The organism is Maridesulfovibrio salexigens DSM 2638, from assembly GCF_000023445.1.
GTDB classification, from domain to species: Bacteria; Desulfobacterota; Desulfovibrionia; order Desulfovibrionales; family Desulfovibrionaceae; genus Maridesulfovibrio; species Maridesulfovibrio salexigens.
On record NC_012881.1, the window covers coordinates 4,052,670 to 4,073,190 of the forward strand.

The 20,521-nt window shown below is 42.6% G+C and carries 18 protein-coding genes; 14 read left to right on the plus strand and 4 right to left on the minus strand.

Annotated elements, in window-relative coordinates; genetic code table 11:
- Position 1: 1 nt before the first annotated feature.
- From DESAL_RS18470 to DESAL_RS18540, 14 genes are all read left to right on the plus strand, one after another.
- Positions 2-1,147: a glycosyltransferase gene (locus tag DESAL_RS18470; RefSeq protein ID WP_015853488.1), complete on the plus strand. Its 1,146-nt coding sequence runs from the start codon at positions 2-4 to the stop codon at positions 1,145-1,147.
- Positions 1,144-2,322 carry a glycosyltransferase family 4 protein gene (locus tag DESAL_RS18475; RefSeq protein ID WP_015853489.1) on the plus strand — a complete coding sequence of 393 codons (1,179 nt, stop codon included), beginning with the start codon at positions 1,144-1,146 and terminating at the stop codon, positions 2,320-2,322. Before DESAL_RS18470 ends, DESAL_RS18475 begins: the two co-directional genes overlap by 4 nt.
- Positions 2,315-3,274, plus strand: coding sequence for an NAD-dependent epimerase/dehydratase family protein (locus DESAL_RS18480; RefSeq protein WP_015853490.1), 960 nt, complete (start codon positions 2,315-2,317; stop codon positions 3,272-3,274). The genes DESAL_RS18475 and DESAL_RS18480 overlap by 8 nt, the downstream gene beginning before the upstream one ends.
- Positions 3,275-3,292: 18 nt before the next feature.
- On the plus strand, positions 3,293-5,002 hold the full coding sequence (locus DESAL_RS18485; protein ID WP_015853491.1) for an ABC transporter ATP-binding protein/permease: 1,710 nt from the start codon (positions 3,293-3,295) through the stop codon (positions 5,000-5,002).
- 12 nt (positions 5,003-5,014) lie between these two features.
- Positions 5,015-6,007: a UDP-N-acetylglucosamine 4,6-dehydratase (inverting) gene (gene pseB / locus DESAL_RS18490; RefSeq protein WP_015853492.1), complete on the plus strand. Its 993-nt coding sequence runs from the start codon at positions 5,015-5,017 to the stop codon at positions 6,005-6,007.
- A 9-nt stretch (positions 6,008-6,016) separates the two neighbouring features.
- Complete coding sequence (gene pseC, locus DESAL_RS18495) at positions 6,017-7,162, plus strand: UDP-4-amino-4,6-dideoxy-N-acetyl-beta-L-altrosamine transaminase (RefSeq protein WP_015853493.1); 1,146 nt, start codon at positions 6,017-6,019, stop codon at positions 7,160-7,162.
- 4 nt (positions 7,163-7,166) lie between these two features.
- Positions 7,167-7,865 carry a pseudaminic acid cytidylyltransferase gene (gene pseF / locus DESAL_RS18500; RefSeq protein ID WP_015853494.1) on the plus strand — a complete coding sequence of 233 codons (699 nt, stop codon included), beginning with the start codon at positions 7,167-7,169 and terminating at the stop codon, positions 7,863-7,865.
- Between the two features lie 37 nt (positions 7,866-7,902).
- A complete protein-coding gene (gene pseG / locus DESAL_RS18505) occupies positions 7,903-8,964 on the plus strand; it encodes a UDP-2,4-diacetamido-2,4,6-trideoxy-beta-L-altropyranose hydrolase (protein WP_197528768.1) in 1,062 nt (353 codons plus the stop codon).
- A gap of 141 nt (positions 8,965-9,105) precedes the next feature.
- Positions 9,106-10,176, plus strand: coding sequence for a pseudaminic acid synthase (gene pseI, locus DESAL_RS18510; RefSeq protein WP_015853496.1), 1,071 nt, complete (start codon positions 9,106-9,108; stop codon positions 10,174-10,176).
- 78 nt (positions 10,177-10,254) lie between these two features.
- Entirely contained in the window at positions 10,255-11,010 is a 756-nt protein-coding gene (locus DESAL_RS18515) for a crotonobetainyl-CoA--carnitine CoA-transferase (RefSeq protein ID WP_015853497.1), read from the plus strand.
- Positions 11,011-11,135: 125 nt separating this feature from the next.
- Positions 11,136-12,137 (plus strand): ATP-grasp domain-containing protein, encoded by a 1,002-nt coding sequence (locus tag DESAL_RS18520; protein WP_015853498.1) that lies wholly within the window; start codon positions 11,136-11,138, stop codon positions 12,135-12,137.
- The gene (locus tag DESAL_RS18525) at positions 12,121-12,807 is read left to right on the plus strand and encodes an HAD family hydrolase (RefSeq protein WP_015853499.1); all 687 of its coding nucleotides are present in this window, start codon (positions 12,121-12,123) and stop codon (positions 12,805-12,807) included. Before DESAL_RS18520 ends, DESAL_RS18525 begins: the two co-directional genes overlap by 17 nt.
- The gene (locus DESAL_RS18530) at positions 12,800-14,221 is read left to right on the plus strand and encodes a capsular polysaccharide export protein, LipB/KpsS family (protein ID WP_015853500.1); all 1,422 of its coding nucleotides are present in this window, start codon (positions 12,800-12,802) and stop codon (positions 14,219-14,221) included. The genes DESAL_RS18525 and DESAL_RS18530 overlap by 8 nt, the downstream gene beginning before the upstream one ends.
- A gap of 100 nt (positions 14,222-14,321) precedes the next feature.
- Positions 14,322-15,454, plus strand: a protein-coding gene (locus DESAL_RS18540; RefSeq protein WP_085930723.1) for an IS3 family transposase whose coding sequence is annotated in 2 segments (ribosomal slippage) — positions 14,322-14,574 and positions 14,574-15,454 — 1,134 coding nt in all. Because the reading frame shifts where the segments join, the coding sequence is not laid out codon by codon here.
- A gap of 30 nt (positions 15,455-15,484) precedes the next feature.
- Here DESAL_RS18540 and DESAL_RS18545 read toward each other — a convergent pair.
- The 4 genes from DESAL_RS18545 to DESAL_RS18560 all read right to left on the minus strand — a co-directional run bounded on the left by DESAL_RS18545 (position 15,485) and on the right by DESAL_RS18560 (position 20,479).
- Positions 15,485-16,030 carry a class I SAM-dependent methyltransferase gene (locus tag DESAL_RS18545; protein ID WP_015853503.1) on the minus strand — a complete coding sequence of 182 codons (546 nt, stop codon included), beginning with the start codon at positions 16,028-16,030 and terminating at the stop codon, positions 15,485-15,487.
- Between the two features lie 6 nt (positions 16,031-16,036).
- Complete coding sequence (locus DESAL_RS18550; RefSeq protein WP_015853504.1) at positions 16,037-17,056, minus strand: GNAT family N-acetyltransferase; 1,020 nt, start codon at positions 17,054-17,056, stop codon at positions 16,037-16,039.
- A gap of 190 nt (positions 17,057-17,246) precedes the next feature.
- A complete protein-coding gene (locus DESAL_RS18555) occupies positions 17,247-18,254 on the minus strand; it encodes a Gfo/Idh/MocA family protein (protein WP_015853505.1) in 1,008 nt (335 codons plus the stop codon).
- A gap of 191 nt (positions 18,255-18,445) precedes the next feature.
- Complete coding sequence (locus DESAL_RS18560) at positions 18,446-20,479, minus strand: acyltransferase family protein (RefSeq protein ID WP_015853506.1); 2,034 nt, start codon at positions 20,477-20,479, stop codon at positions 18,446-18,448.
- Positions 20,480-20,521 lie beyond the last annotated feature (42 nt).

A 20,521-nucleotide genomic window follows, 5' to 3' on the forward strand; every position in this document is an offset into this window, starting at 1 on the left:
AATGAATAGCACCTTGCTAGTCATCATAACAGATCGCCTTTCCCATATAATCGGGAAAGGCGAACTGATTGACCGCTACTACAATCCGGGCGGGGTCTTTAGTGATGTCCATATCCTGATGACCAATGATGACAGACCTGATATTCAAGCCCTGCAACGGACCGTAGGTGACGCTAAACTGACCCTGCATACCCTGCCTTCCGGCATGGGGTTACTGGCGAAGACTTTATGGCGTCCGTTCCTGCTGCGAAGCTGGGCGGATCAGGCAGTAGAGCTGGCCCGGGAAATTAATCCGGCCATGATCCGTTGCTACGGTAATTTTCTTAACGGATACGTAGGCGCAAGAATCAAGGAAGAGCTGGGGATCCCACTCTTCGTATCCCTGCACACCCAGCCAGATCAGACCAGGGCCAATCCGGAAGTGGATTTCAAAACCAAGGTATTCTACGCTCTTTCCAAAGGAGTTGAAAAGTATACTCTGACAAGAGCGGATAAAGTTAGTTGCGTGTACGGTTCCATTCTGGATTATGCCCGCGACAAAGGCGCAACTAATCCGTTTGTAGCGTACAACGTAATCAATCCGGGCAAAATAGTACGTAAGGAAGAATACAGTTCTTCCGGGCCGATGAAAATTTTATATGTAGGCCGGGTTATCCCTGCCAAAAACCCGGAAAACATCATCCGTGCCCTTAAATATTTTGATGCTGAGCTGACAATTGTGGGTAGCGGCTCCAAAGAACAGGAACTCGCTGAACTTGCAAACGAACTCAAGCTGAATGCAAGAATTCATTTCATCCCGGCCATGCCTAACGATGAACTCTGCCGGACCATGCATGAATATGACCTTTTTGCCGGGCATTCCCAGTATAGCGAATTTCCTAAAACTGTACTGGAAGCTTCACTGTGTGGTTTGCCCATTCTTTTTAATTCGCGTAGGGGAACGCCTGTCCCTGAATTTGAAAATAACACAGCAAAGATGGTGGAAGATTCCCCAGCCGGATATCGTTCAGGGATTGAATTCTTTTCGAGCGAGGCGAGACGCAAGGAATTCGGCATTAATGCTGCGCGTCAGGCGGATGCGCACTGGGAACCCGCCCAAGCGGAAAAAATCTTTGCAGATATTCATAGGGAATTGACTGGCAAATGAAAAAATCAATTCTTTTCATAACATACGATTTTCCACCAATCCTTTCTCCGGAATCGATTCAGGTACAACGTCGCGCCTTGACCTTGGCTCGCAACGGGCATCGGGTGCATGTGCTCACTAGTTGCGAGAACCCTGATTTCGAATTTCTGGACCAAAAATTAAGCAGGGACCATGAGAACCTGACCATCCACCGTGTTAACAGGCTGCCCGGTGAGAAATGGCTGCACTATATCTGCGGTGGGTTTGAGATCACTGACCGCAAATTCTGGTGGAAATTTCCTGCGGCCAAAGCTGCTATCAAACTGATCAAAGAATTTCAAATAGATACACTTTACACCCATTCGACCCCGCTAGTGAACCATCTGGCCGGACTGGCGGTAAAGGAAACCGACCGCAACCTGCAATGGACTGCCCACTTTTCCGATCCGTGGACCCTGAACCCGTACCTATCGTACCGCACAGGAATCCAGCGTAAGATCAACAAGTTATATGAAAAAACAGTTATATCCAGAGCGGACAAAATAACTGTAACATCCGAAAAGACCAAAGATCTTTTTGTAAAAGGACTTGGTGCAGACAGCGAGAAGATCAAAGTTCTGCCTCATGTATTTGATCCCGACCTATACTCGCGCAGACAATCAGAACCGCTCAAAAAGATCATTGCCCATACCGGCAATATATACGGCTTGCGTTCAGCTGCTCCGCTTATTGAAGCAGTTAACAAGGTCAAGCCGCAGAATCTCGAATTTCACTTCTACGGACGAATGAAGGAAGAAGAAAGCCGTTTGGCTGAAGCAAAATGCCCGGACACAATTAAATTCTTTGATCCGGTGCCATATCTGGACTCCATTGAAGTCCTTTCCGAAGCGGATATCCTGTTGGTAATTGACGCTCCGCTGAAGGATTCTCCCTTCTTCCCCTCCAAGCTCGCCGACTACATCGGGGCGGGCAAACCCGTGGTGGCCTTGAGTCCGCTCTCATCCACCACAACCCAGATAGTGCGCGACATCCAGAAAGAACTGCTGGTAGCCGACAGTGCCGACGTTCCTTCCATTGCCGCCCTTGTACGTAGGTTGGACTCAACGAAACTGGCTGAACTGCGTGAAGACGGTAAAGATTTTTACAACATGAACAATAGCTACGAAAACATACGTGAGGCCCTTTTCAATGAATAATGCCAGAGTACTTGTGACCGGCGGCGCGGGAGCCATCGGACTGAATTTAATCGAAAGGATGCTTGCTGCCGGAGTAAGCAAGGTAATGGTTCTTGATGACTTGTCCTCCGGGTATAAAAACTACCTGCCCAATGACGAACGGATCACTTTTGTCAAAGCAGACATAGGACAGATTGAGACCTATCGTCAGGAAATGGAAGAATTCCTGCCGGAATACGTTTTTCATCTGGCTGCACATTTTGCCAACCAGAACTCAGTGGACCACCCCTTCAAAGATGTGCAGGCCAACATCATCGGTACCATGAACCTGCTGGAAATCTGCAAGGCAAACAAAGAGCTGAAGAAATTTGTCTACACCTCTTCTTCCTGCGTATACGGCAATGCAGAAATGATGAATGAAAAGGACTACATCTACCCGCACGAAACTCCGTATGCCATCAACAAGTACACAGCCGAACTCTACGTTAAGTATTATGCTTCCATGTTCCAGATCCCGGCTGTCTCCATACGCGTATTTAATACTTACGGTCCTTACGAACCGCACGGGGCATATCGCAATGTAATCCCCAACTTCATTGTACGGGCTATTAAAGGCGAGCCACTCTTTATTACTGGTGACGGCACTGAAACCCGCGACTTCACCTTTGTAGGCAATACTGCCCAGCTACTGACCTTAGCCGCCCTATCCGAGATAACTGACGGCGACATCTTTAACGGTGGAACCGGAAAACCCACTAAGATCATTGACCTTGCAAAAATGATCATAGAATACACCGGATCTTCTTCCGAAATTGTATTCAAAGAAAGACGCAACTGGGATGCAGTCAAAGACCGCCTTTCCGACATTTCAAAATCATGGAAAGTACTCGGCTATGACCCGGAAGTTCCGCTGGAAGAAGGTCTGCGCAAAACCGTTGACTGGTACATGAACGACTACGAGATTGAAGATTAAAAGGACCACACGGCTATCATGATCAAAAAGATCAAAGGACTCCTGAACCCGGCTCAGAAAAAAAGTATTTTCGCGCTGGTTGTTCTGTCCATTCTTATATCGGGCATAGAAACCGTTGGTATTTCGGCTATTTTGCCATTTATTTCTGTTGCGAGTGATTTTTCACTGGTAACAGGTAATAAATACTACAATTTTGCCTACACTTTTTTTGGGTTCAGCGATGCACAGTCCTTTGTCATCACTTTCGGCCTTGTTTTGATCGGATTTTACGTATCCAGAGGGTTTCTCAATCTCTGTTACATGTATTTTATTCAGAGATATTCACAAGGAATATTTCTATCCCTTGGAACTAAACTGTTTTCTAATTATGTGCATATCAAATATCAGGATATGACCACTCGAAACAGCTCAGATCTTTCCAAGAAACTGATCACTGAAACAAACAATGCAGCTCTTTTCTTTTATTCCTTACTGTTGCTGATTTCTGAACTTTTTGTATCTTCCTTTCTTTATACTGCATTACTGGTGGTCAACTGGAAGGTTACGCTGGCCCTTACCGGTTTTCTCGGACTAATGGTCCTGCTGCTGATCAAAATTGTTTCCCGGCTGATCAAAAAAGAAGGGTTGAAACGAAACCAGTTTCAGGAAGTATACTACCGCACCATTAGCGAAACCCTGAGCAACCTGAAATTCATTAAGCTCATGGCCGGAGAAAAAACAGCTATCAATGCTCTGCACAAGTCTGGAAAGGGATACGTTGATGCCATGGTAATGAACAACACCTATAATACAGTTCCCCGACTTTCTCTTGAAAGTATCGGATTCTCCATGCTTATCGCGGCCCTGATTCTGGCTTTACAGAGCGGGCAGGCTATTTCATCGATTATCCCGGTCGTATCTCTTTTTGGTTTGGCAATGTACCGTATGCTGCCCTCTGTAAACCGCATCCTGAGCAGCTACAACAATATGCTTTACTACAATAAGAGTATTGACCTGCTCTATGAAGACTTTCACCTCGAGACTCATAGACTGGGCAATGACCCCATTAAATTCAAGGACCAGATTAATATTCGAAACATGAGTTTCGGATATACTGAAGAATTGATCCTCAAAAATATTTCCCTGAACATCACAAAGGGTGAAAAAATAGCCCTTATCGGTGAAAGCGGGGCAGGCAAAAGCACCCTCGCAGATATTATCATCGGAATGTACACTTCTTTTTCCGGAAATATCGATGTGGATGAGACCCCATTAACAGAAAAAAATATGCTCTCATGGCGGGAAAAAATTGGTTATATTCCGCAGTCCATTTATCTTTTTGATTCCACAGTGTCAGAAAACGTTGCTTTCGGGCGCAAATTTGATGAACAGAAGCTGAAAGAAGCACTCAACAAAGCTGAGCTGACTCCTTTTCTAGAACAGAATCAAGGGATCCATACACCTGTGGGTGAAGATGGGTCACAGCTTTCCGGAGGTCAAAAGCAGAGAATCGGAATAGCACGGGCCATTTACGGCAACCCTGATCTTCTGGTTCTTGATGAAGCCACATCAGCACTGGACAGCCAAACCGAACAGCGGATCATGGACAATATTTTTAAAGTCAGCGAAGGCAAGACATTAATTATAATCGCACACCGACTCTCTACTATCGAGCAGTGCGACAAAGTATATAGAATTGAAGACAAAGGCATCCGCCTTATTGAAGATAAAAACACCCTCAAGGGTTAAGAGGAGAATATAATGTTTAACGGAAAAAGTATTCTGATCACTGGCGGAACAGGTTCATTCGGCCATAAATGTGTTAAAATGATTCTGGAAAAATACTCTCCCAAAAGATTGATCATATACAGCCGTGACGAATTCAAACAGTACGAAATGTCACGCAAATTCTCCGACAAAGAATTTCCCTGCATGCGCTACTTCATCGGTGATGTGCGCGATAAGGAAAGACTCTACCGGGCACTAAAAGGAGTTGACTTTCTGATCCATGCAGCAGCCATGAAACAGGTTCCAGCTTCAGAGTACAACCCATTTGAAGCCATCAAGACCAACATCATCGGTGCCCAGAACCTTATTAACACTGCCATTGATGTCGGCGTAAAAAAAGTAATCGCGCTCAGCACCGATAAAGCTGTAAGCCCGGTCAACCTCTACGGTGCCACCAAGCTCTGTTCTGATAAACTTTTTGTGGCTGGAAACCTTTACGCCGGATCCGAGGACACCAAATTCAGCGTTGTCCGTTACGGAAACGTTGTTGGCAGCCGGGGCAGCGTTGTTCCCCTTTTCCAGAAACAAAAAGAAACTGGAACCTTGACCATCACTGATCCACGCATGACTCGCTTCTGGACCACTCTTGATGATGCAGTACAATTCGTTCTTGACGGTTTTGAAAGAATGGTCGGCGGCGAAATCTTCGTCCAGAAAATTCCGAGCATGAAGATTACTGATCTGGCCAAAGCCATGGGACCGGATTGCGAACAGAAAATCATAGGCATCCGTCCCGGCGAAAAGCTGCATGAAATGATGATTTCCGCAGATGACGCCCGCAACACAGCTGAGTTCGACGAATATTATGTAATCAAACCCGACACCGGTTTTATGAACAGACAGGCTGAAATGATAGGCGGCAGCCCCGTTGTAGAAGGTTTTGAATACTCTTCAGACAGCAATGTAGACTGGGTTGACGAAAAAGGATTGATCAAAATGATTTCAACCATAGAGATAGACCATTAGAGGTTCACTGTGGGTAATTCTAAAAATATTCCATACGGTCGCCAGTCAATTGACGAACAGGATCTCAAAGCCGTTACTGATGCTCTTACCTCAGGGTGGCTGACAACCGGTCCGAAAGTGGCTGAGTTCGAACAAGCAATCGCCAAAATATCCGGCGTAGCCCACGGAGTGGCTGTAAACAGTGGTACCGCGGCCCTGCATGCTGCCATGTTCGCCTTTGAGGTAAAAGAAGGTGATGAGGTCATTGTTCCGCCGATGACCTTTGCTGCTTCTGCCAACTGCGTTGCCTACATGGGGGCAACCCCGGTATTTGCGGATGTTGATCCTGACACCCTGCTCATCGATCCTGCTGAAGTGGAAAAGAAAATTACCTCCAAAACAAAAGGGATCATCGCAGTTGATTACGCGGGTCAGCCTTGTGATTATGAAGCCTTGCGCAACATCGCGGACAAACATGGAATCTTCCTTGCCGCAGACGGTTGCCACTCCATCGGCGGAAGCCTGAACGGTAAACCTGTAGGTTCACTGGCTGACATCACCCTGTACAGCTTTCACCCGGTCAAGCACATGACCACCGGGGAAGGCGGCATGGCTGTGACCGACAACGCTGAATACGATAAGCGCATGCGCATTTTCCGGAACCACGGCATCACTGCCGATTTCAGGCAGCGTGACGGCTGGTTCTATGAAATGCAGGAACTGGGCTTCAACTACAGAATCACTGATTTTCAATGTGCACTCGGTTTAAGCCAGCTTTCCAGACTTCCTGAATGGATTGCCCGAAGACGGGAAATTGCCGCCATATACGACAAAGAATTTGCCGCCATGGAAGGTATTGCTCCTCTCGGTAAACAGGAAGGGGCAAAACATGCATACCACCTCTACGTGATAAATCTGGAAGGTGAAAACCGCAGCGATAAGCGCAAAGCTGTATTCGACTACCTGCGCGGACACGGTCTAGGCGTACAGGTTCACTATATTCCGGTACATCTACACCCGTATTACAAAAACAACTTCGGAACCCATGAAGGCATGTGCCCGGTTGCAGAAAAAGCTTATGAAGGCTTAATCTCGCTGCCCATGTTCCCGCTCATGGAAAATGAAGATATTGAATACGTTGTTGAAACCGTGCAGACAGCCTTAAGGCAAGGATAAACCTATGTGTATAGCCGTTATTCCGGCCCGTGGGGGAAGTAAGCGAATAAAAAACAAAAATATTAAGGATTTCGCAAGCAAACCAATTCTCTACTATTCAATTACAGCCGCAATTGAAAGTGGACTATTCAGTCATGTCATAGTCTCAACCGACTCTGATGACATTGCTGAGGTGGCGGAAAAATACGGTGCCATTGCCCCGTTCAGACGCCCTGCCGAGCTTTCGGATGATTACACCCCCACGGCTCCAGTCTTGATGCACGCCATAGACTGGGCCATGGAAAACGGGATTAATGCTAAACATGCATGCTGCATCTACCCCACAGCACCATTTGTACGTCCGGCAGACCTTAAGGAAGGGTTTGAACTCTTAACCTCAAAAGACGCGCACTCGGTTCTAGCAGTGACTACTTTCCCGTTTCCTATCCAGCGAGCACTTAGAATTAACAGCAAGGGATTTATGGAGATGTTCTGGCCTGAACATGAAATGACCCGATCACAGGATTTACCTGAAGCATACCATGATGCCGGACAATTCTGTTGGGTAAATTGTAAAAAATTTCGTAAAAATAACAGGATGTATTCCGAAGAAACTATCCCTGTGACCTTACCTCGTAATTTAGTGCAGGACATCGATACACTTGAAGATTGGGAAGCAGCTGAAGTAAAATTTGAAATACTAAAAAAACAATCCTTAATTTAAGCATAATCGACAGCAAGCACAAAGACGCAAAATGGAAATGAAAACAGAAGACCTCTTGGGAAAAGATAAAACTCTTATCATAAGGGCTGATGCTAATTCCAAAATCGGAATTGGCCATGTTATGCGGTGCCTCGCTCTCGCTCAAGAGTGGATGGACAGAGGGGGACGAGCTATTGTTGTCGGAAAAATTGCTAATACTACTTTAGTTAAAAAAATTCGTAATCTTGGACTAGAATATGAGCCAATAGACGTTTCATATCCTGATTCTGAGAACGATGCACAAATATTACTCCAAGTTGCGAAGTCTGCACCGGCAGGCAGTTGGATTGTATTGGACGGCTATTTTTTAGATACTATATACCAGAAGCGAATAAGGAAAAATCATCCCAATACTCTGGTTATCGATGATTGCCATCATCTCAAAAAATATGATGCAGCAGTAATTCTGAATCAGAACCTCGGCGCTGAAACGATAGTTTATAATGTGAATGAGAACGCTATAGTTTTGGCTGGCTCTAAATATGTCCTGTTAAGAAAAGAATTTAGGACAAGCACAGCAAAACACCCTGTCACGGCAAATGACGGCCACATCAGTGTTTTGGTTAGTATGGGAGGAGCCGACGCTCTTAATGTGTCTTTAACAATTCTCCAAGCCTTACAAGCTTTAGGCAACAAGATAGAATTAACACTTGTTGTGGGGCCAGCTTACCCGCATAGACATTCTTTAGATCATTTTGCTCAGAATTCGACATTTAATTTTAACATTAAATCAAATGTTGAAAATATGGCTGAGCTGATAGCTGAAAATGATATCATAATAGGAGCCGGCGGTTCCTCCTGCTGGGAAGTTTGCAGCATTGGCAGACCCTTAGTAATAATTACAACCGCTGATAACCAAATTAGGATTTCAGAAAAGCTGGAAGAAGCCGCTGCCGCTGTTTATTTGGGAAGTGCTGAAAAGATTGATCACGAAACAATATATCATGCTGTAAAGTTTCTTGTAAAAGATACAGGTAAAAGACAAGAGCTGTCGCGCAAAGCACTTGAAATATTTGACAATAAAGGCGTCTCAAGAGTTGTGGACATTCTGGTTGAATAAATTATTTGACCCTACTTATATTTTGTTCTCAACTGAGAACTAGTAACTACTCCGACATTTTGGATTTAAGCAAATTAAGGATGTTATCAGCTGATATCTAAATAAAATTTATCTTCGCTAACTATAAAAAAAGAGAAAAACATGCCTTACAATAAAAATGTTTATGTGGAAATTAATGGACAAATGATTGGCCCTGGAAAACGCCCCTTTATTGTGGCGGAGATGTCAGGAAATCATAACGGAGATATCCAAAGAGCGTTTCGAATAATTGATGCCGCAAAGCAAGCCGGGGCAGATGCCGTTAAAATTCAAACCTATCGTCCAGATACTATCACGATAAACCATGACAGCCCTGATTTCATGATAAACGAAGGGCTTTGGGCTGGATACCGATTGTACGATCTCTATGAGAAAGCACATACGCCTTGGGAGTGGCATAAGCCTCTTTTTGAATATGCCCAAAAAATTGGTATAACTCTGTTTTCCGCTCCTTTTGATCACACTGCAGTTGATCTCCTTGAGCAATTAAATACCCCTGCATATAAAATTGCCTCTCCAGAATTGATCGACTTGCCACTCATTCAAAAAGTTGCCCGAACAGGCAAACCAATCGTGATGTCGACTGGTATGGCGACGCTGGAAGAGATTGAAGAAGCAGTAGAAGCCGCTCGGAGTGCCGGGGCACAAGACATCATATTACTCCATTGCACTGCAGCCTACCCAACTCCACCGGAAGAAGCTAACCTATCCACAATCAAAGAACTTTCTGACCGTTTCGGTGTAATGGCAGGCTTATCTGATCATTCGATGGGGACTACAATACCTATTTTAGCTGCAGGACTTGGTGCAGTAATAATTGAGAAACACTTCACTCTTTCTCGCAAAGAGGGAGGAGTAGACAGTGCCTTTTCCTTGGAAACTGAAGAATTGACTCAACTGACTGCGGCAGTAAAAGAAGCTCATACAGCATTAGGTTCTCCCGCTTTTTCTCCTACTAATTCCGAAATGTTGGTGCTTAAGAACCGACGTTCATTGTATGTTGTAAAACCAGTCGTAAAAGGCGAAGCTCTCACAGAAATGAATATTCGGTCAATTCGACCAGGCAACGGTCTTAAACCCAAATTCTACAACAAGATTATCGGAAAAAAGGCAACTCGTGATCTCAATTTCGGAGAACCTCTTGACGCAACTATGATTGAAGGTGGGATTTAGTCCACGGTTAACTTTGTTGAACATTGAGAAATGTTCGATCTGACTGTATTTAATTTTTTAAATTACAAGGAGTACACAATGTCGCAGAAAGAAACGTTTAGCACTCGAGTAGGTTCAACAAATACTGAAGTTGATCGAAAACACGAAACAGCTCAACGGCTGAGAGCCTCTTCAATTCCTAATTCAGAATTACTCGATAATTTAGGATTATACCTTACACGTCAAAATTTATCACGAATCAACTTCATGCAAATGTTGTATCAAAAAATAGTTCCTGTGCATGGAGTCATAATGGAATTTGGTGTCAGATGGGGGCAAAACATGGCCCTTTTTTCCACTTTACGAGGAATCCATGAACCATACAATTACAATCGCAAAGTTATTGGTTTTGATACTTTTAGTGGATTTCCATCTGTAAGTGCTCAAGATGGCGAACATGTAGGGATTGGTGATTACGGAGTCACAACAGGCTGGTACGATGAGCTTAATGAACTGCTCGACTTTCATAATCAAAACGCACCTATTCCACATAAAAAAAAATATGAATTAGTCAAAGGCGATGCTTCAGAAACACTACCGGGATATCTTAAGTCAAACCCTGAAACCATCGTAGCGCTCGCATATTTTGATTTCGATATTTATCAACCGACTCATGATTGCCTTAGCGCTATATTACCTTATCTCACCAAAGGTAGTATTTTAGCTTTTGATGAACTTAACGTTCCAGACTTTCCAGGTGAAACCATTGCTCTCAAAGAAATTCTCGGATTATCTAAATATGCTATTAGAAGAGATCCATCAAATCCTCTCACTTCATATATTGTTATTGAATAAGCATAAGTATGACCATGCTCAAAGAGGCTCACGTAGGAAGGATAAGATCAGCGAAATGTAGCTCTTTTTGAGCAGAGAGATAGCGGTATAGCACACCGCTATACAATTTGATGGAGTAATGAAGGATGAACAGTAAACGTTTTAGTGTGGCTCACGAAATAATTACAGTCCCAGTAGGAAATGTATTGGTTACTTCCGTATCTCGGAAAGCTCCACTAGTTCAGGCTATGAAAACTGCCTTGAAACGGATATCCAAAGAAGCACAAGTTATTGCTGGAGACATAGACCCTGATGCTCCTGCGCAGCATGTAGCGGATGCTTTTTGGATCATGCCTAGGCTGACTAGCAAGGTGCTACCAGATTTGATTCAAGGTTGCCGAGAACGCGGTATCTCAGTTATTCTACCATCTCGCGATGGAGAATTGCCTTTCTGGGCGCATCACCGGAAAAAATTTGCCGAAGCAGGTATTGCGATTTTAGTTTCTGAAGAAAAATCAGTAAATCTTTGCTTAGACAAACTTGAATTTGCCAAGTTCGGAAAGACGGCACATCTTTCTGTTATTAATGCAGCTAAAAAGCCAGGACACGTTGGGACCGGACCGTATGTCGTGAAAGAACGATTCGGCGCTGGTTCTAAAAAAATTGGCCTCTCCCTATCCTTAGATGAAGCATTGGCACACGCAAAAACTCTTAAGAATCCTATCTACCAACCCCATATAACAGGTCCTGAAATCAGTATTGATGGCTGGGTAAATCAACATGGTGTTGTTATCGGAGTGGTACTACGTCGAAGAGATCGAATAATCGCTGGGGAATCTCAGGTAACAACCACATTTCGTGACGAAAAACTGGAACGTGAAGCTTCTCTTATATTGAAGCAATATAATTTACGCGGCCCAGTCGTAATGCAGGCTATTATTTCAAATAATACTATGCACATGATAGAATGCAATCCCCGCTTTGGAGGCGCTTCAACAACATCAATTGCCGCTGGATTAGACTCCCTTTATTGGAGCCTTATCGAAGTTTTCGGGCAGGACAAGCCTACTGTTTTCAAACGTACTGCCGACAATGTTAAGCAAGTTAGACTGCCGGTTGACATGGTGTTTTATGATACTGATATTTGACCTTGATGACACTCTCTATGATGAAATGAGCTTTGTTACGAGTGGCCTTCATGCCGTTGCCAAACACGGAGAGACCGCTTTTGGGCTAAATGCTGAGCAGTCATATCTCGACTTAATTAAAATATTAAATGAGCAAGGACGGGGACGAGTCTTTAACTTATGGCTTGACTCGCATGGGATTATGTCTAAAGGGCGAGTCTCCGAATGCATTAAAATATACCGTCACCATAAACCAAAGCTGACACTGTTTCCACAGGCACAAGCATTACTAAGTAAATATCATGGAGTAACACCTCTCTACCTCGTAACTGATGGGCACAAAGTAGTTCAACATAACAAAGTCAAAGCACTCGGTTTAGAATCAAAATTCAAACGTATTTTTATTACGCATCGTTTCGGCATCAAAAACGCTAAACCTTCAACTTATTGTTTTGAGCTTATTCGCCGCTCAGAGGGATGTGATTGGTCTGATATGATCTATGTTGGGGACAATCCGAGTAAGGATTTTGTTAACCTCAATAAAGTCGGGATGCTAACTGTTAGAGTGCTCACTGGTGGACACCGCCATGTTGAAGCCAAGCATGGCTATGATGCAAAAATTGTTATTAAAGATCTTCACGAATTTAATAAACAGATATTCACGTCTATTTTGGGAGCTGGAAATGAATAAACATACCATATTGTTTATGAGTCGCGAAAGATGCGATGATTTTTTTATACCTATGGTAAAAGAGCTTAAAAAGAACTTTAATATCGTTGTTACAGTAACAAAGAACAATAAGGAACTCTATTCTGGGATAGAAGGGATCACTATTGAAGAGTTTCATGACCATGAAACCATGATAACACTTAGCAAGCATATAACTTCTCAACAATTAGAAAAAGTTAAATTAATTGAAAATGATCTAGATTTAAACTGCTATAATTTTGACATAAATTATCTTTTATACGAAAAGTTTGTAAACAGGTATCATGGAAAAACAATTCTTGGCTCTTTAAACAAAGTAATCCCTCAAAGGTTACTACTTGACTATATATTTTTGAACTCCATTATAAAAAAACATAATGTAGAATATGCTTTTTTTGAAACACTCGACCTTACGGGGACAATGATTCTTGATGCCATGGCCCGGAAGAAGATCATCAAGCAAGCTTTTGCGCAGCAGTGCCACCCTTTTGGTGGAGAACTGCGAATAAGAATAACAAGTGGAAGTAAGCGTGAAAGTCGTATGATAGACTATATTTACAACTCAGGAAATATTAATATCGAAAGCATACGTTGGGCAGAAAAAGCCATTAATCGATACGAAAAAGAAAAACCTACTACAAAATACGACTCTCAACAGGCTGCTCTCGGAAGAATTATACCAAGATACAGCTTGGCTCAAATAATAGATAAAGCTAAACGCATGTTAGAAGGTGATTCATTAGCGCCTGCATTAATTAAGCTTAAAAACAGGATACTATCAGCTAAATACCTAACTACTGAAGTGCCTGAAGGAAATATTATTTCGTATTTTCTCCAGCTGACTCCTGAAGCTACGACCTGTGCGCAAACTCCCGAATTCGCAAATCAGGAACACATGCTCGAGCAAATCGCCATTCACGGAAAATATGGCTACACTGTGGTGATTAAAGAACACCCTGCATGTTATGGCAATCGAGATCCTAAATTTTATAAAGAATTAACAGCATTGCCCAATGTGGTCATATTATCACCTTCAGTCCCTACAAGGGACATCATACTGAGAAGTAAAGCAGTTGTAGTAACAACCGCGACATCTGTGGCGATAGAATGTCTTGCAACAAGAATCCCTGTCATTTGCTTAGGAAAACCATTCATCAATATTTGTAAAAACACCGTCACTGTTGATAAGCCCCATGAAGTCTGGGATATAATTGATAGCGTGAAGGCTAATAAAGATGAAGCTATCAAATTCTTGGCTGCTATGTATCAAGGAACCTATGGTAATCCGCAATATAGCCACGTCATAACTCATGATGAAATCATAGAAAGAGGCAAGCTAACAGGCAAAGCACTTAAAGACGAAATAGAATTTTATGAAAATATACTTTTGAACTAATCGATTGACATGCACGTATTGACGTCTTCCCAATAAGCTGGACCATTTAAAAATAGAGATTTTTGGCAAACCAACCTATTGTCACAGTAAGGAGTTTGCCGTGAAGAAAAGTAAATTTACCGATGAACAGATTGCATTTGCACTACGTCAGGCCGAAACGGGCACAAAGGTCAACGAAGTCTGTCGCAAGATGGGGATATCCGAAGCTACTTTTTACAACTGGAAAAAGAAATACGGTGGTCTTGGCGTAAGCGAGCTGCGCCGCTTGAAACAGCTTGAAGAAGAAAACCGCCAATTAAAGAAACTGGTTGCCGATCTGAGTTTGGACAAGCAAATGCTTCAGGATGTTTTGACAAAAAAGCTTTGAAGCCTGCCCAGTTGATCAAATTTGCTGAATATTTGGAGCAGGCTTACCTAGTCAGCATTCGCAGAAGATGTTCAGTTCTATGTCTTGGAAGATCGAGCTACTATTATAAGTCGGTGCGCAAGGACGATACCCCCTTACGACTCCGTATCAGGGATATTGCTGAAAGCCGTGTGCGCTACGGTTGCCATAGAATATATATCCTGTTGAGAAGAGAAGGCTGGTATGTGAACCACAAGAAGGTGCATCGCATATATTGCGAAGAAGGCTTGAACCTACGCTCTAAACGGCCAAGACGACATATCTCAGCAGCACGCCGAATGGATCGACCAGAACTCTCCACTATTGATCAGTGCTGGTCGATGGATTTTGTGGCTGATAATCTGTACAATGGCCGAAGAATCAGAGCATTAACTGTGGTCGATAATTTTAGTCGTGAATGCTTGGATATTTACGTAGATTCCTCGATAAAAGGTGATAAAGTCGTTGCCAGATTGGAATGGCTACGTGTCATCTCAGGTAGGAAGCCAATACGCATCCAAGTAGATAACGGCAGTGAATTTATTTCTAAAGCGCTTGATAAATGGGCTTATGAAAATGAAGTAGTTCTGGATTTTTCTAGGCCCGGAAAACCAACAGATAATCCGTTTATTGAATCTTTCAACGGAAGTTTTCGGGACGAGTGCTTGAATACACATTGGTTTTTATCTGTTTCAGACGCTCGAACCAGAATTGAAACATGGCGCAAGGAGTATAATGAATTTCGTCCGCATTCTTCATTGGGAGATCAGACGCCAAACGATTGTGCCCTTGCCCATAAGACGCCCTCAGAAGGCCGAATTTATCTATATTTGACCGGTACAGAATAAGGGAAGACGTCAGTAACAATTAACTAAGCCCTAAATTTTAATCCCAGAATAAATTCTCCATTGCGACCGGAGCATTAGTACCCCGCGCGGAATAAAATGCCATACAGCACGCTTTAAAGGATTCTGAGGCGGGTTATTGATAATTTTGTCTATTACAAAATTATTAAAGCCCGCTTTTTTATATCTGGCAGCATATTCATCTTCCGAGAAGGCGTGCCATGCTTCATCCTGAGTGGCAACCTGATGAGCTAAATTCTCTTGCTTGTAGGTTGCAATAATAAGCCTTCCACCCTTTTTAAGAACCCTCTGACATTCTGCCAGCATGGCTTCATGGTCCTCTACGTAATAATCAACAGCAACCATGAAAATCATATCAAAAGACTCGTTCTTAAACGGCAGGCTAGATCCTGTGGTCAATAAATCAAGCCCCTTAAGATTCTCGATATTGCTCTCAATATGAATAACGCTATGATGGGCAAAGGCGTAGCAACCGGGTCTCGATCCAATTTCCAGTACGGATGAATTTTTACCGGCATATTCATTTAATAAATCTTCTAATTCGCGGTACTTAATCATCGAAACCTACTTCTTTCTTGCCTGATATTGTTGTTGGAGCTGCTTTCTGTACGCATTGCTGAATTGGATCCCCTGAACCAACTTTGATTTCAAAAAATTAATGTCTTTGTCGTATTGATTATATGAAACGAGCTCTCCGCCCCAAGACAGCTTAAATTTCATGATATTAATCTTTTTAGGATCACCTGAATCAGGCTCAGCCCCGACATAGTCGAACCACTTGACTTCGCGCCTGATTGCTTCCTTGATGATGTGCCATTGCAATGCATAGTTGGCAAAGCGCTTCTTCTTATCGTACCTGGCAGCAGGAGCGGTGGTGATACCTTCAACATACCCCACTTCTTTCCCCCATGTGGCTCCTGACCATGCTAAGGGCTCACCATCAAGAACAGCTACAAAATATGAATAATTTTCATTATCCTGTGCAGCTATATTATTAATTCTGCGAGTATCAATTGTGCTTTTCCGGCCTTTAATATCCTGCCAGAGCTCAATGTGCTCTTTCTTTTTCAAATCAACAATTTTAATATCTGTCTCGGCAACCCTGCGAACACTTCGACGCGTCTCATATTTCAACTTTTTGAATATGGCCTCTTCACCCTGAGCAATATCCAATACAACTGTGTGCTTTTTAGTTCTGGTAAACCCTGCAGAAGTGAAAACAGAGTCATAATCATCCGCAAGAGCAGGATTGTCAAAAAAATTATAATAGGGGGGCATGACTGAAATTGATGTAGCTCTCACTGCATCAGAAAGACTCAATAGGTATTCACACCAATTTTCGAGTTTTTGCTTCTCAAAATTTTCGCAAACAGGACCATGAAGTATACGTAGCTGATAGGCAGACAAAAACTTGGTTATCGCCAGCCCGACCTCGGAAGAATAGCAGAAAAAAGGATCAAGCTGGGCTACTCCGAAGCAATCACAACAATCGATCTTAAAGGTCGGAGCGTAAGCTGTTTTTAAAAAATTCTGATCCGGAGTATCGTGCCAATAAGTTAATGCATTATATTGTGTCTGGTTCACAGTTGACTCCAAGCGTAGACATTTATGCAGCTCACAAAATGGTGTAAAAAACAAGTTTACACTCTCAAGAATTCCATGTGTACTATATGGCTACAGGCCATACGATAAATTTTCTATAAATAGGTAAAATTTAGCGGCTGAATCACTCGTGAGTGTGACCCAGCCGCAAAACAGAGAATTAAAAGCCGAACTAACTGTTATCAATTTTCTTGCACCCGCAATTGTAATTACAATCGACAATTTTGAGAGCAAGATTAAGTGCTTCAAGTCCATCTTCACCTGTTACGAGCGGGGAAGAATTATCCCTGCAGCATTCCAGAAAAGATTCAATCTCGACACGAAGGGGTTCGCGCTTTTCTACACGAAAACGTGTGAAATCACCTTCTGCTACTCCGAATTTAGCTTTGAACCAATCACTCTGGTTTTCATTCTGCTCGGCAGCATAGTTGGAGTTGAAGGTAAGATTCTGGTTAAGGTAATCAACGGTAAACATACCGTTTTCACCGGTCACAGAAATTTCCCTTATCTTAGTCGGAGTTACCCAGTTTACGTCCAAGATACCGAGAATTTGGTTTTCAAAACGTAGAAGACCAAAAACGATATCTTCGTTATCAGTATTCATGACTTTGGATATTTCAGCAGTCATGGAGTGCACTTCAGACTGTGCAATATAACGCATCATATCGAGTTCATGTGTTGCAAGGTCACTTGCTACACCAACATCAGTAATTCGTCCGGGATACGGAGACTGACGTCTGGAATGAATGGTAAAAATACGTCCTAACTGACCATCAGCAAGTCTTTCCTTCAGCTGTGTTACGGCAGGGTTAAAACGTTCAATATGTCCGACTTTAAGTACCCGATTCACTTCTTTAGCTTTCGCGATCATTTCGCGCGCTTGATCAACAGTCTTCGCAATAGGCTTTTCAACCATCACGTGAATGCCTGCATCGAGGCAATCCATAGTAGCCTGATGATGATAAGAGGTGGGTAAAGCGATGGTTACTGCATCAGGCTTTTCTTTATCAAGCATCTCACGGTAATCAGTATAGGCACGACCACCGTAAAGGGCGCAAAGCCTGTCAGTCTGCGCAGTGTTATGGTCAACTACTCCGACAAGCTCCGAACCGGCAATATCTGAATATAGACGCACATGGTGCTGGCCCATAGCGCCTGTTCCAATAACTGCTGTTTTCATTTTTTTCCTTTCCATTATTTTTATTTAAAGAGGCCGGAATTTGTAGCATAGAATCTTCCGGCAGCTAAATTTCGCGCTCTAATGAGTCACTTTTTAGTTAACTTGAAGAGCAATGGCAATACAAGTTCAGCTCATTTGTAAAAAACAAATCTATACACAATCACATCTCACTTAAATTAATCAGAATATTCCTAATTAACTTCTAAGGGATTCCCAAAAGCATCAAGCCAAGCTTTCCCAAGGGCGACCGCACCATCATAATTCAAATGATTGCTATCTGCATACAGAGGAACCCCATCAAGAACAGGGTTAAACTGACCATTCTTAGTCAGTCTTTTTAGTAGGTCTTTTGGATCAATTACAATTACACTAGGGTACTCAAGCTTAATCTTGTCTATGACTGAATCCTCAAAGCTATGCCGCTTCTCAATATCATTCCAATTAGCAGAAGTATGCAGGTCTGAATTAAAAAGAATATTTTTCACATAATTTTGTGAAAGAGGCTCGCGGACATAGGGAATATCTTTAAAAAGAACAGGGGTAACACCATTTTTAACAAGAAATTTTATAGCATCATATAAGCCCAATTCGAAACTAACCTTGTTATCTGAAATGATATCAGAACTTGGCTCTACATTTTCATGCAACATTCGTTCAGGCTTATTCGCGTTTGAATAAATTCTAGAAGAATAAAACGCCGCAATGAAGACGTACTTCACTTTTCCCTGCGTTACCAATTTACGCCAATATTCATTCATTTCCCGCTTGTCAGCACGTAATTCCAAATTACCTTGAACATCGCGGTCATAAAAATCTACATTTAATAAAAACGGGGTGCTATCACGAGCAACCTGTAATCCCTTTATTGCATAGGGAGCACAAATCAACTCTACAAACGGACGTATGGCAGTCGAATGAGAATCACCCAGCAATAAAGCCTGAACGGGGCCGGAGGAATCCATATTCCACATGCTGTTAGCATTTTCAATATGAGAGTCTGTTGGGGACCCTTTACCAAGCTGGGCCCCCAGATATGGCCTTTCAATACTGCTGACAGCATGTATCGCCTTTCTTTCATCCTCTGTGTAACGAGTCATGTAACCATCATCATTGTAAGCACCGTATAAATATATACCGCTTAGACAAATAGGGAGTAAAACGAATGAGCAAAAGGCTGCCTTGAAGGATATATTTGCTTTTCTGAACGGCTTTTCGATTAGCTTATAAGACAATACAGATAATCCAAGACTCAAACATAAGGCCGGAATTCTGTACTTAACTACTGAGTGACCAGTATATGCGAGCAACGAAAATACAGGCCAATGCCAAAGATACAAAGAGTAAGAAATCTTTCCCATCCCGCGGAATATAGATGTCGAAAAAAGATTGGCTATCGGCGAAGCAGACCAACGAAATGGTAGCAGCAGTAAAAATGTACCTAAGCAGGGAATAAAAGCATCCAACCCGGGATATGGGAGGCCTTCTTTGTAAAAAAAACTTGCATATAAAATTAATGAAAGCCCGGTTATATGGACAAAATTTACAGTCTTTTTCTCAATTATAGGATCTAAAGCGATAGGCTTTCGAAACAAAAGCGCTCCCATAGCTCCGAGAAACATCTCAAAAAAACGAGCCGGAATCATGTAGAAGGCAAACTCAGGAAACTTGACTAAGTACTGGGAAAGCAGAAGGAGAAGGATAAAAACACTGAAAAGAATTCTAGCATGAAATTTCTTGGGAATAAAACGATAGGCTAACAGAAGAAAGGCAGGCCACAGGTAGTAAAACTGTTCTTCTACAGAAAGTGACCAAGTATGTGTTAACGGAAACTCTTTAGAATATCCTCTCCAATATCCGCCGAAATATCTCCACAGAAAGAAATTCGAACACGAGGCAAGAGTAGCAAACTGCGCCTTTGCATAACTAAGCAAAAGGCCCGGCAGAAGTAATTTGTGCGCAACATATGTTGTACCTCCAAGCACTACTAATAAAGCCGGTAGAAGTCTTCTAATTCTGCGCAGATAAAATATCTTAAAACTGAAAACACCTTGATCAATCTCGTTAACCATAATTGATGTAATCAAATAGCCCGAGATAACGAAAAAAACATCAACCCCGACAAAACCTCCTTCAAAAAGGGGAAATTGCGCATGCGAGAAAACTACAAGCAGAACAGCAACAGCGCGCAGCCCATCTATATCTTTTCTATAGGGAATAACACTCATATCAAACTTACTTATGCAAACATCTTTTGCCGACTATAAAAA